Below are 12,736 nucleotides of genomic sequence, written 5' to 3' on the forward strand. Positions count from 1 at the left end.
TCACGTCAGGCCAGCGCCAGCACGTCCCCCAGCAGCGCCTGCGCGGTCACCTCCGGTCCCGCGCCCGGCCCTTGGATCACCAGCGGCTGGGCGTGGTAACGGGTGGTGGTGAGCGCGAACTGGTTGTCGGTGCCGTACAACCGCGCGGCCGGGTGGGTGAGCGGCACTTCGGTCAGGCCGACGCGGGCATGCCCGCGCTGGTTGAGCCGGGCCAGGAAACGCAGCACGCAGCCACGTGAGCTGGCGGCGGCATGGCGCGCGGCCAGCGGTACGTCGAGTTCGCCCAGCCGGGCCAGGAACGCTTCAGTGGTAAGCACGCGCAGCGCCTCGGGTACCAGGCCGTCCACCTGTACCTCGTCGGTGCCCAAGGTGAAACCGGCGGTGCGCGCGATGATCAGCAGCTTGCGCGCCACGTCCTCACCGGACAGGTCCGAGCGCGGATCCGGTTCGGTGTAGCCGAACTGGCGCGCCTCGCGCAGCAGTTCGGAGAACGGGCGGCTGCCGTCGTACTGATTGAACAACCACGACAGCGAGCCGGAGAACACGCCTTCGAGCGTGAGCAGGCCGTCGCCGCAACTGCGCAGCCGACGCAAGGTGGACAGCACCGGCAGGCCGGCGCCGACCGTGGCCGAGTCGCCATAGCGACCGCCGCTCGCCAGCGCCGCCTGCAGCGCACGCCAGCCCGACAGTTCGCCGCCGGCCAGCGCCTTGTTCGCGGTGACCACGTGGTAGCCGCGCGCCAGCCACTCGGCATGGCGCGAGGCCAGCGCCGTGTTGGCGGTGGCGTCGATGATCACCTTCACCGCCGCGCCGCTGGCGTCCAGCGCCGCCAGCAGGCCGGCATTGTCGCGCGGCGCGCCTTCGCGATTCAGCTGTTCGCGCAGATTGCGCTGGGCCAGGCTGACCGGATCGGTCTGCTGGCGGCGCGAGTTTGCCGCGCCGACCAGTCGCAGCGAACCCGCGGCGGCGGTGTTGAGCAGCTTCAGCAGCGCGCCGCCGACCACGCCGGTGCCGAGCAGCACAATCGCGATGGTGGACGCTTCGCTCCTGACGCTCGCCGCGCGCCCGGCCAGCACCGCGCTCATGCAAGCACCCGGCGTTTGGACGTCTGTACGGCTGCGGCGCGGGTCAGCGCCGCATCGAGGTCGCACAGCAGGTCGTCGCCATCCTCGATACCCACCGACAGCCGCAACAGGCTGTCGGCGATGCCGGCGGTGCGGCGCGCCTCCGGCGCCATCGACGCGTGAGTCATGCTGGCCGGGTGCGCGATCAGGCTTTCCACCCCGCCCAGCGATTCGGCCAGCGAGAAGTATTTGAGGCCGTCGACGAACGCCTCGATCTGCGCCACGTCGCCGTCCAGCTCGAAGCTCAGCATCGCGCCGAAACCCTGCTGCTGGCGCGCCGCCAGCGCGTGGCCGGGATGGCTGGCCAGACCGGGGTAGTAGACCTTGCGCACGACCGCGTGCGCGTCCAGCCGTTCGGCAATGCGCGCGGCGTTCTCCTGGTGCTGGCGCAAGCGCACGGCGAGCGTGCGCAGGCCGCGCAGGGTGAGATAGCTGTCGAACGGTGCGCCGGTGAGGCCATCGCAGTTGGCCCACCACTTCAGCTGTTCGAAGACCGCCGCGTCGCGCGCCACCGCCGCGCCGCCGACCACGTCGCTGTGGCCGTTGATGTACTTGGTGGTGGAGTGCACCACCACGTCGGCGCCGAGCAGCAAGGGCTGCTGCAGCGCCGGCGACAGGAACGTGTTGTCCACCACCAGCAGCGCGCCCACCGCGTGCGCGGCCTGCGCCACGTGACGGATGTCGGTGATCCGCAGCAGCGGGTTCGACGGTGTCTCCACCCACACCAGCGCGGGCTTGCGCGCCAGGCCGGCGGCCAGCGCCACGCTGTCGGTGAGGTCGGCGAACTCGACCTGGAAGCGGCCCTTCTTCGCCCACGCATCGAGCAGCCGCCAGGTGCCGCCGTAGCAATCGTGCGCCGCCAGCACGGTGGCCCCGGCCGGCACCAGTTCCAGCGCCAGCGCCACCGCCGACATGCCGCTCGATGTCACCACCGCGCCGGCACCCTGCTCCAGCTCCGCCAGCGCCTCGCCGAGCAGGTCGCGGGTCGGGTTGCCGCTGCGCGAGTAGTCGTACGCGCGCTTGCGGCCGAAGCCCGCGAAGCTGTAGTTGGTCGACAGGTGCAGCGCGGGCACCACGGCGCCGTGCTGGGTGTCGCTCTCGATTCCGGCGCGCACGGCGCGGGTACAGAAGGCGGGCTCGGTCATCATGGGATCTCCGGTTCTTGTTGTGCGGGGACGGGGAATCAGGCCAGTGCTTCGCGCAGCAGCGGCGCGAGCTGTTCGGGTTCTTTCAGGAAGGCGTCGTGGCCGTACGGCGACTCGACCACTTCCAGCGTGGCCGGACCATGCAGGCGGCGCTGCAGCTCACACAGGTCGGCCAGCGGCACCAGCCGGTCGGAGGGGAAGCCGATCAGGGTGGCCGGGGTGGGAATCCGCTCGGGTTGCACGTCATGCAGGTCGATCGACTCGGACAGCGCAAGGAAACGGTCCGCATCGAAGCGCTCGACGAAGCGGCGGCCCTGGTGCGCCAGATAGTCCTCGACCGGGAAATGAAAGCGCTCGTCGCGCCATTCCGGGCCGCCGGCGAAGCGCCGGCCGAACTCGGCGCTGCCGCGATAGGTGGTGATCGCCAGCTGACGGGCAAGCGCCAGCGCCTCATCGGTCTGGCCGCTGGCCTGGCCCAGCCGCACGATGCCGCGCTGCACGCTGCGCTGCGCGGTACTGAGCGGGTGCGGGCGATGGGCACCGGCCAGCAGCAACAGGCGCCCGACGTTGCGCGGATGGCGTGCGGCGAAGGCCAGCGCCACCATCGCGCCATAGGACGAACCGATGAAGGCGCGTACCTGCACGATGCCCAGCTCGCCCAGCAGCGCGGCCAGCGCATCGGCCTGGTCCTCGCTGGAGACCGAACCGGCGCCGAGCTGGTCCGGGGTCAGCCAGTCGATCGCCAGCACGCGCCAGCGTTCGAGGTCGATCGCCGCGCCGCTGCCGACCAGCGCCTGCCACCAGCCCGGCGCGGCATCGCCGTCCAGCGCGGTGACGTCGCGGTCGGCCGAGATACCGCCCTGCACGATCACGGTGGGCGCACCCGCCGCACCGCACCACAGGTAGCTGATCTCAACCTCGCGCGGGCCGCTGCCGTACTTCGGACTGAGCCGCAGCCGGCGCGTGCTGCGCTGGGCGGTCAGCCGCGCGCGCGGTTCGGGAAAGGCGCTGAAGGCGACCTGGCTGGCTTCGGTACCGCGGGTTTCGGGCAGCAACGTCATGGAACTCTCTCCGGTCGGCATCGCCCTGCGAAGGACCGGAAAGGTCGCCAATCCCGGGTTCGGCGGCAGACCGCCGCGAGCCGGATGACGCCCATCTTCCGGTGGATGCCGAAGCACCTCCGCAGGAGTTGGCACCGTGGCGGAAACGCTCCGCAGGTTGCCCCGGCTTCAATGGGCCTGTCCCTCAGCCGGTCTCGATGAGTGGAGCGGATAGTGAATGCTTCATGGCATCCTGTCAATAGACGTCTAAACGTCTAGGCGTATATATGGTTATTCGATCAAGTAATTTGTCATCATGGCGTCGCGCAAACATGCTCATGGCGCCGCAACGTCACCGGAGATCCGCATGAGCCTGCAACTGGGCGACACCGCCCCCGACTTCACCCTCGACTCCACCGAGGGCCCGATCCGCTTCCACGACTACGCCGGCAACCGCTGGGTGGTGTTCTTCTCGCACCCGAAGGACTTCACCCCGGTATGCACCACCGAGCTGGGCGCGTTCGCCAGCCGCAAGGCCGAGTTCGATGCGCGCAACGCGCGGCTGCTTGGCCTGTCGGTGGATTCGGTGGCCGACCATCGGGCCTGGGCGAAGGACGTGGCGGACGTCGGCGGCACCGCGCTGAACTACCCGCTGCTGGCCGACCCGGAGCTGGAGGTGGCGAAGCTGTACGGCATGTACCACCCCAAGGCGGACGCCAAGGTCACCGTGCGCTCGGTCTTCATCATCGATCCGAACAAGAAAGTCCGGCTGGTACTGACCTACCCGCCCAGCGCCGGCCGCAACATCGACGAGGTGCTGCGCGTGCTCGACTCGCTGCAGCTCACCGACGGCCGCAAGCTGACCACGCCGGTGGACTGGCAGCCGGGCGACGACGTGATCATCGCGCCCTCGGTGTCCGACGAGGAGGCGAAGAAGCTCTACCCCGGCGGCTGGAAGACGCTGAAGTCGTACCTGCGGCTGGTGCCGGCGCCACTGGCTTGAGTGCCTTGCCCCCTCCCCCTGCGCGCAGGGGAAGGAGCAAAATCACTCCTTCCCTCAAGCCATCGTCCATGATGCCCATCCGGCCCGACCTCTCCGCCGCCATCGGCCACACCCCACTGCTGCGCCTGCGCCATGCCTCCGCGCTGACCGGCTGCGAGATCCTGGGCAAGGCCGAGTTCCTCAATCCCGGCGGATCGATCAAGGACCGTACCGCGCTCGGCCTGCTGCTGGACGCCGAACAACGCGAACTGATCCGCCCCGGCGGCAGCATCGTCGAAGGCACCGCCGGCAACACCGGGATCGGGCTGGCCCTGCTCGGCGCCAGCCGCGGCTATCGCACGGTGATCTTCATGCCGGAGACGCAGAGCCGCGAGAAGATCGACGCGCTGCGCATCGCCGGCGCCGAAGTGCGACTGGTGCCGGCCGTGCCATACAAGGACCCGAACCACTACGCGCACCAGGCGCGCGCCCACGCCGAGGCGGCGAATGCGGCCGACCCGGGCAGCGCGTGGTTCGCCAACCAGTTCGACAACACCGCCAACCGCGACTGGCACGAGGCCACCACTGGCGTGGAGATCTGGCAGGACGCCGGCGGCCACGTCGACGGCTTCGTCTGCGCCGCCGGCACCGGTGGCACCCTGGCCGGCGTCGGTCGCGCGTTGAAGGCGCGCCACCCCGGCGTACGCATCGCGCTGGCCGATCCGACCGGCTCGGCGTTGGCCAGCTACGTCAACACCGGCGAACTCATCGCCAGCGGCAATTCGATCAGCGAAGGCATCGGTTCCAGCCGGGTCACCGCGAATTTCGACGGCGCTCCGATCGACCTGGCCTGGTCGATTCCGGACGACGAATCGGTGCCGCTGCTGCATCGCCTGCTGGCCGAGGAAGGCTGGTGCACCGGCGGCTCCAGCGGCGTCAACCTGGCTGGCGCGATCCGCCTTGCACGCGAACTCGGCCCCGGCCACACCATCGTCACCGTGCTCGCCGACGCCGGCACGCGCTACCAGGCCAAGCTGTTCAACCCGGCGTTCCTGCGCGGCAAGGGCATCCCGGTGCCGGACTGGCTGGCGCGGGCGTTTCCGGGCTGAGCATCCCGCGCAGCCATCGCCGCTTCATGCCAGCCCTGCTAACGTAATCGGATGACTCCCCACCCCGACACGTCCGCGCTGCACACCCGGCTGCAGCGCGACGGCTTTGCCTTCGTCACCGCCGACATCATGCGCGACCTGCTGCCAGCGCAGGCACTCACCGACTGGTCCGCGTTCACCGCCAGCTGGAACGACCTGGCGCCGGACAGCTACCTCGCTGCCAGCGGCCGCCACCGGCGGCGCCGGCACGCCACGTTCTCCGCCGATGCCGACGGCGGCATCCGCCGCGAGGCGCATCAGCCGCACTACCAGAGCCTCAAGTACAACCCGCTGCAGGGCGACATCCAGCGCTGGTTCGAACCGGTGCTGCCGGCGATCGCCGATGGCGCCAGCCTGCGCCGCATCCTCGGTTTCTGCCACGACTGCTTCGGCGCGCTGGCCCCGGCCGCCCGCCACTGGCATGTCGAGGTGCACCAGTTCCGCATCGAGGCACGCGCGGACGAGGCCGGCGAACCCACCCCCGAGGGCGTGCACCGCGACGGCGTCGACTACGTACTGGTGCTGCTGATCGACCGCGAGAACATCGAGCGCGGCACCACCACCATCCATGCCGCCGACCGCAGCGTGCTGGGCAGCTTCACGCTGACCCACCCGCTGGATGCGGCGCTGGTCGACGACGCCCGGGTGTTTCACGGTGTCACCGCGGTCACGCCGCTCGATCCGTCGAAACCGGCGCACCGCGACGTGCTGGTGGTGACGTTCAAGGCCACCGCGTAGCGCGGCGTGCCATTCGGCACTTTCCACGACCAGCGCAACATTCGCCTTGCCCCGCATCGCGTAAGATGACGAACTTGTCTTTCGCAGGCGCTGCCATGTCCCTCGATTCAACACATCGCGGGACCCTTGCGGCCGCGACGCCGCCGGACGCGCATGCCGACCGGCTGAAGTTCAACGGCGACAACAGCTTCCATCGCGAACTGCGCCGCCGTGTCGACGCCGAGTTCAAGCGCAGCGGCACCCGCCAGCGCGACAGCGCGCAGATGTACCTGAAGACGGCCATCATCCTCGGCGTGTTCGCGCTCGCCTACGTGGCGCTGGTGTTCCTCGCCGACAGCTGGTGGCAAGGCCTGTTGCTCGGCCTGGTGCTGGGCATCGCGATGGCGGCGATCGGCTTCAACATCATGCACGACGGCGGCCACCAGGCGTATTCGGAGCGGCGCTGGGTGAACCGGCTGATGGCGCTGGCGCTGGACCTGGTCGGCGGCAGTTCGTACATCTGGCAGTGGAAGCACGCGCGCTTCCACCACACCTGGGTCAACGTGACCGGGCACGACAGCGACATCGACCTCGGCGTACTCGGCCGGCTGTCGCCGCAGCAACCGCGGCGGCCGTGGCATCGCTGGCAACACCTGTATCTGTGGCCGTTGTACGGCGTCACGGCGATCCGCTGGCACCTGTACGGCGACTTCCGCGACATGGCAACCGGCACCGTCGGCGAGCGCCCGTTCGACCGCCCGAAAGGCTGGGACCTGGCCGGGTTCGTCGGCGGCAAACTGGTGTTCTTCACGCTGGCGTTCGGGTTGCCGCTGTTCTTCCATTCGCCCGGCACCGTGCTGCTGTTCTATGCGCTGGTCTCGGCCGTGGCCGGCGTACTGCTGGCCCTGGTGTTCCAGATGGCGCACGTGGTCGAGGAAGCGGCGTTCCCGCTGCCGGACGCAAGCGGAAGCCGGATGGAGACGCCGTGGGCGATCCATCAGCTGCAGACCACGGTGGACTTTGCCCGCGACAACCGCGTGCTGGGCTGGCTGATCGGCGGCTTGAACTTCCAGGTCGAGCACCACCTGTTCCCGCGCATCCCGCACGTGCACTATCCGCTGGTCGCCCGCGTGGTGGAGGACACCTGCCGCGAGTTCGGCGTGACCTATCGCGAACACCGCACGTTCGGCGCCGGCATCGCCTCGCACTACCGCCTGCTGCGGCGGCTGGGCAGACCAGTAATCGCCAGCGTGCCCGCACTGACCCCGGCCTGAGCAGGGCGCGAGCCGGCGCCCGCGCCCGCATTGCGATCGGCCGGGGCGGCTGCGACACTCCGCCGCTGAGGCGCCGCCCGGCGCCATTCGAGGGAAGCCGTCATGTCGATTGCCGCCAACGTCGTGATTGCCGTCATCGCGCTGCTGCACCTGTGGTTCCTGATCCTCGAAATGTTTCTGTGGACGAAACCTTCGGGCCTTCGCGCGTTCGGCACCACCGCGGAATTCGCCGCGCAGTCGAAGGCACTCGCCGCGAACCAGGGTCTCTACAACGGCTTCCTCGCCGCCGGCCTGGTCTGGGGCCTCTGCCTCGACGGCGGCGCCGGCTTCCACGTGAAACTGTTCTTCCTCGCCTGCGTGCTGATCGCCGGCATCTTCGGCGGCCTGACCGCAAGCCGGAAAATCCTGTGGATACAGGCGTTGCCGGCGCTGCTCGCACTGGTACTCATCCATCTGACCTGATTGCGCAGACACCCATGACGACGCCCTCCCGCGAAGCTGTCGGACAACGCTTCGATCCTGCGCTGATGCAGCGCGCCCGCGAGAAAACCTGGGCCGCGCTGCATGGCATCCGCGAGCGCATGCGCCCGGGCATCAGCGAAGACGAGGCGAAGACCGCGGCGACGGACGTGTTCCGCGAGCTCGGATACGAGCGGCTGTGGCATCCGGTGCTGATCCGCATCGGCGCGAATACCACCAGGACGTACCGGCAACGCTCCGATCCGAACGTGCGGCTGGGCGAGAACGACAACTACTTCATCGACCTCGGCCTGGTGTTCGACGGCCACGAGGGCGACGTGGGCGACACCTTCGTGGTCGGCCACGCGCCGCAGCGACAGGCCTGCGCGGACGCGGCACGCGCGCTGTTCGGCGAAGTGGCCGCGGCGTGGCGTTCGCAAGGGCTGAGCGGCCAGGCGCTGTATGCCTTTGCCGGTGAACGCGCGGAGGCAATGGGCTGGCGCTTCAACCATGCGATCAAGGGGCACCGGGTCAGCGACTTCCCGCACTCGATCCACCAGGGCGGCGATCTCGGCGACCTGGAGGCATCTCCCTCCAGCGGGCTGTGGATACTGGAGATCCAGATCGCGCATCCGACGGAGCCGTTCGGCGCGTTCCACGAGGATCTGCTGACGCGCTGACCGGCGCAGGCACGGCACGCGCGCCTGCCGACAATCACCCGCGCCGGGCAGCAGGCACGCTATGCTGCCGCTTCATCCGGGCTTCGCCTGGATTTCAGGCTGCCCCGCATGCCGTCGTCTCTGAAGCCCGTGCCCACTCCCGCCGCGACCGCTGGCAAGGGCGGCCCATCGGCGAAGCTTCGCAAGCCACCGCCAGCCAGCACCAGCACCATGATCGTCGGCATCGGCGCCTCGGCCGGCGGACTGGAAGCGTTCAAGGAGTTCTTCGCGAACATGCCGGTGGATGGCGAGCTGGCCTTCGTGCTGGTGCAGCATCTGGCGCCCGATCACAACAGCCTGCTGGCCGAGCTGGTCGGCCGCAGTACCAGCATGCCGGTGCTCGAGGCGAGCCATGGCATGCGCGTCGAAGCGCGGCACGTCTATGTGATTCCGCCGAATGCCACCCTGAGCATCGCCGGCGGCGTGCTGCAGGTATGCAAGCCGGCACCGCCGCGCGAGCATCGCTGGCCGATCAATGCGTTCTTCACGTCGCTGGCCGAGGACCAGGGTGACCGCGCGGTATGCGTGGTGCTGGCCGGCACCGGCAACGACGGTGCGCAGGGCCTGCGCGCGGTGAAGGATCACGGCGGGCTGGCATTGGCGCAATCCGGTTTCGACCACGAGGCGATGACCGGCATGCCGGCCAACGCGGTGGCCACCGGGATGGTCGACGCCGTCATGCCGGTGGCCGACATGCCGGCACGGCTGCTCGCCTACCAGCAGCAGATGCACGCCGCGCAGCAGAAGAAGGGTTCCGATGGCGTGCGCGGCGACGTGGCGGCGCACTTGAAAACCATCTGCGAACTGCTGCATGCCGAAGTCGGCCACGACTTCAGCCACTACAAGGAAAAGACCCTGATGCGGCGCATCCAGCGACGCATGCTGGTGGTGCAGGCCGAGACCGTCGCGGATTACATCGACCACCTGCGCCAGTATCCGAACGAGCACGAGCTGCTGTTCCGCGAGTTCCTGATCGGGGTCACCGAGTTCTTCCGCGATCCGGTCGCGTTCGAGGCACTGCGCACCATCGCGATCCCGTCGCTGCTGGCCGACCGGAGCAGCGACGACGTGCTGCGGATCTGGGTGCCCGGCTGCGCCACCGGTGAGGAGGCCTATTCCATCGCCATCCTGCTGCGCGAGGCGATCGGTTCGCAACGCGGCCTGAAGGTGAAGATCTTTGCCACCGACATCGACGACCAGGCGATCGACCGCGCCCGCGCCGGGCGTTACCGCGCGCCGTTGAGCGGCGTTTCGCCCGAGCGCCTGGAGCGCTGGTTCAGCAAGGATCGCGACGACTGGTGCGTGGTCAAGCAGATCCGCGAAATGTGCGTGTTCTCGCCGCACAGCGTGATCAAGGACCCGCCGTTTTCGCGGATGGACCTGGTCTCCTGCCGCAATCTGCTGATCTACCTCGACAACGACCTGCAGGAGCGGCTGGTGCAGGCGTTCCACTACGCGTTGCGACCCGGCGGCTTCCTGCTGCTGGGTCCGTCGGAACGACTGGCCCGCAACGCGCGTCTGTTCACCGAACTGGACAAGAAACAGCGGCTGTACGTGCGCCGCGACGATGCACACACACGTCCACGGGATTTCGTCAGCATGCAGCTTCGCCCTTTCAACAGCACTGAATACGCCACGCCGCGGCAGGCCGAGGACCCGATCGACCAGCGTGCGCGCCAGGCGCTGGAGCCATGGTCGCCGGCCTACGTGGTGATCAACGCCAGCCACGACGTGCTGCGCTTCGGCGGCGACACCGGGCGCTACCTGGCGCCCTCGACCGGCGCGGCCAGCCTCAACCTGTTCCAGTTGCTCGACAAGCCCTTGCGCGGCGCCGTGCGCGCTGCCGCGCTGCAGGCCTTTGCCAGCGGCAAGCAGGTCACCCGCGATGGGCTGAACTTCCTGCTCAACGGACAGGAACGGTCGTTGCGGCTGATCGCGGAGCCGCTGGTCGAAGGCAGTGGCAAGGTCGAGATGTGTGTGATCGCCTTCCATGAACTCGAATTCGCGCCGCGTCCGGCCGAACCGGCCACCGACGGCAAAGCCGGCGGCGAGCTTACACGCATCCACACGCTGGAGGACGAGCTGCGGGAAACCCGCGTGCAGCTGCATGCCGCGATCGACCTGCACGAAACGGCCAGCGAGGAGCTGAAATCGGCGAACGAGGAATACCAGTCGGTCAACGAGGAATTGCAATCCGCCAACGAGGAGCTGGAAACCTCCACCGAGGAAATGCAGTCGATCAACGAGGAGCTGCAGATCGTCAACGCCGAGCTCAACAGCAAGAACGAAGCGCTGAGCCGGCTCAACAACGACCTCCGCAACCTGCTCGACAGCACGCACATCGCGACCATCTTCCTCGACCGCGAGCTGCATATCCGCAGCTACACGCCGATGATGACCGAGCTGTTCCACCTGCGTGACGGTGACAAGGGCCGCCCGATTACCGAGATCTCGCCGCGCATCAACTACCCGGAACTGGAAAGCGACGTGGCGCAGGTGCTGCACGACATGGCGGTCACCGAGCGCACGTTGCGCGGAACCGGCGACGCGCCGACCTTCCTGCTGCGCATGCGCCCCTACTTGACGTTCGACAATGTCGTCGATGGCGTGGTGCTGACCTTCGTCGACATCACCGAGAGCCAGCAGTTGAACAGCGAGCATTCGCGGCTGGCGGCGATCGTGAACTCCTCGCGCGATGCGATCTTCGGTTTTTCGCTGGATGAACGGATCACCAGCTGGAACGTAGGCGCCGAACGCATCTTCGGCCTGACGGCCGAACAGGTGATCGGCCAGCCGCTGAACATGCTGCTGCCGCCCAAGCCGTCCGAGGAGACCAGGAAGTTCTTCGTCAGCCACGAGCGGCCGACCCGGCTGGCCGAGTTCGACATGACCTGGGTGCGCCCGGACGGCGAGTCGGTGCCGCTGGCGATCAGCTATTCGCCGGTGTGCGACCACGATGGCGTGATGTTCGCCGGCAAGCTGATCGCACGCGACGTGACCGAGCGCGTGCGCGCGGCGCGGCATACCGAAATGATGATGGCCGAGCTCAACCACCGGGTGAAGAACACCCTGGCCACGGTGCAGGCAATCGCCCACCAGACCATCGCCAACGCAGCGGATCTGCCGGCCTTCAGCGACAGCTTCCTGTCGCGGCTGCTGGCGCTGTCGCATACGCACAACCTGCTGGCGCAGGACGCATGGCTTGGTGCGCCACTGCTCGGCATCATCAACAACGAACTGGCGCCGTACCGGCAGGACAGCGATACGCGCGTGAACGATGCGCGGGTGCGCCTGCAGGGCAACGGACTCAACCTGCCGCCAAAACAGGCGCTGGCGCTGAGCATGGCCTTCCACGAACTGGCCACCAATGCCGGCAAGTACGGCTCGCTGTCGGTACCCGAAGGCCAGGTCACCGTCACCTGGGCGACACGCGTGAAGGACCACCGTCCATGGCTGCTGCTGCAGTGGACGGAAACCGGAGGCCCCCTGGTTGAACCGCCCACCCGCCGCGGCTTCGGTTCACGCCTGATCGACGAAGGCATTCCGTATGAACTGGATGGTGAGGTATCGCTCGCCTTTCCGCCGAGCGGCGTCACCTGCACCATCGATGTACCACTGGACGAGGCAGTTTCCCGATGACCACCAACAACCACCTGCCCTGCATCCTGCTCGCCGAAGACGAGATGATGCTGGCGATGATGCTGGAAGATCGCCTCAGCGCCTCGGGCTACCACGTGATCAAGGGCGCGCGGCTGGCCAAATGCATGGAGCTGGCCGAGCTCGCATCGATCGACCTGGCGATCCTCGACATCAACCTGGCCGGTGAACAGAGTTTCCCCGTGGCCGTGGTGTTGCGCCGTCGCGGCATACCCTTCGTGTTTTCCTCCGGTTACGGCGGCGAAGACATCCCGGAGATATGGCGCAACGAAACCGTTCTGCAGAAACCCTACGACACCCGGCAGCTGGCCGCGGCGCTGACCGCCCTGCGCGCCGCCGCCTGACCGCCTTCGCCGATGGCAGGACATGCCGTCGCGCACGCTGCCGGGCACCGTTGCGCTGCCCGGGCCCGCCATGCCGAGCCGGCACGCCGCGCATTGAAAAAATCCGCCACCGACAACATTTGAGCTG

At 68.3% G+C, this 12,736-nt stretch carries 11 protein-coding genes and 1 riboswitch; of the genes, 8 read left to right on the top strand and 3 right to left on the bottom strand.

Annotated features, from left to right (window positions below; all coding sequences use genetic code 11):
• Positions 1 to 5 precede the first annotated feature (5 nt).
• Genes ABD024_RS13885 through metX form a run of 3 tightly spaced genes read right to left on the bottom strand, consistent with a single transcriptional unit; the run spans position 6 to position 3,330 of the window.
• Positions 6 to 1,085: a homoserine dehydrogenase family protein gene (locus ABD024_RS13885; RefSeq protein WP_343853677.1), complete on the bottom strand. Its 1,080-nt coding sequence runs from the start codon at positions 1,083 to 1,085 to the stop codon at positions 6 to 8.
• Positions 1,082 to 2,269 (bottom strand): cystathionine gamma-synthase, encoded by a 1,188-nt coding sequence (metB, locus tag ABD024_RS13890; RefSeq protein ID WP_343854714.1) that lies wholly within the window; start codon positions 2,267 to 2,269, stop codon positions 1,082 to 1,084. Before metB ends, ABD024_RS13885 begins: the two co-directional genes overlap by 4 nt.
• A 38-nt stretch (positions 2,270 to 2,307) precedes the next feature.
• Entirely contained in the window at positions 2,308 to 3,330 is a 1,023-nt protein-coding gene (gene metX, locus ABD024_RS13895; RefSeq protein WP_343853679.1) for a homoserine O-succinyltransferase MetX, read from the bottom strand.
• Between the two features lie 88 nt (positions 3,331 to 3,418).
• Positions 3,419 to 3,534, bottom strand: a riboswitch (SAM riboswitch).
• 142 nt (positions 3,535 to 3,676) lie between these two features.
• On the opposite strand from metX, the gene ABD024_RS13900 reads away from it, so the two are divergent.
• The 8 genes from ABD024_RS13900 to ABD024_RS13935 all read left to right on the top strand — a co-directional run bounded on the left by ABD024_RS13900 (position 3,677) and on the right by ABD024_RS13935 (position 12,609).
• Positions 3,677 to 4,312: a peroxiredoxin gene (locus tag ABD024_RS13900; protein ID WP_343853681.1), complete on the top strand. Its 636-nt coding sequence runs from the start codon at positions 3,677 to 3,679 to the stop codon at positions 4,310 to 4,312.
• A gap of 71 nt (positions 4,313 to 4,383) precedes the next feature.
• Entirely contained in the window at positions 4,384 to 5,400 is a 1,017-nt protein-coding gene (locus ABD024_RS13905; RefSeq protein WP_343854720.1) for a cysteine synthase A, read from the top strand.
• 51 nt (positions 5,401 to 5,451) lie between these two features.
• Entirely contained in the window at positions 5,452 to 6,177 is a 726-nt protein-coding gene (locus tag ABD024_RS13910; RefSeq protein WP_343853683.1) for a 2OG-Fe dioxygenase family protein, read from the top strand.
• A gap of 95 nt (positions 6,178 to 6,272) precedes the next feature.
• Complete coding sequence (locus tag ABD024_RS13915) at positions 6,273 to 7,430, top strand: fatty acid desaturase family protein (RefSeq protein WP_343853685.1); 1,158 nt, start codon at positions 6,273 to 6,275, stop codon at positions 7,428 to 7,430.
• Positions 7,431 to 7,532: 102 nt separating this feature from the next.
• A complete protein-coding gene (locus ABD024_RS13920; protein ID WP_343853687.1) occupies positions 7,533 to 7,892 on the top strand; it encodes a DUF1304 domain-containing protein in 360 nt (119 codons plus the stop codon).
• A 14-nt stretch (positions 7,893 to 7,906) separates the two neighbouring features.
• On the top strand, positions 7,907 to 8,569 hold the full coding sequence (locus ABD024_RS13925; RefSeq protein ID WP_343853689.1) for a M24 family metallopeptidase: 663 nt from the start codon (positions 7,907 to 7,909) through the stop codon (positions 8,567 to 8,569).
• Positions 8,570 to 8,677: 108 nt separating this feature from the next.
• Positions 8,678 to 12,247: a chemotaxis protein CheB gene (locus ABD024_RS13930; RefSeq protein ID WP_343853693.1), complete on the top strand. Its 3,570-nt coding sequence runs from the start codon at positions 8,678 to 8,680 to the stop codon at positions 12,245 to 12,247.
• Positions 12,244 to 12,609, top strand: coding sequence for a response regulator (locus ABD024_RS13935; RefSeq protein ID WP_343853698.1), 366 nt, complete (start codon positions 12,244 to 12,246; stop codon positions 12,607 to 12,609). The genes ABD024_RS13930 and ABD024_RS13935 overlap by 4 nt, the downstream gene beginning before the upstream one ends.
• Positions 12,610 to 12,736 lie beyond the last annotated feature (127 nt).

This window comes from Rhodanobacter soli, assembly GCF_039523495.1.
In the GTDB taxonomy this organism is placed as follows: domain Bacteria; phylum Pseudomonadota; class Gammaproteobacteria; order Xanthomonadales; family Rhodanobacteraceae; genus Rhodanobacter; species Rhodanobacter soli.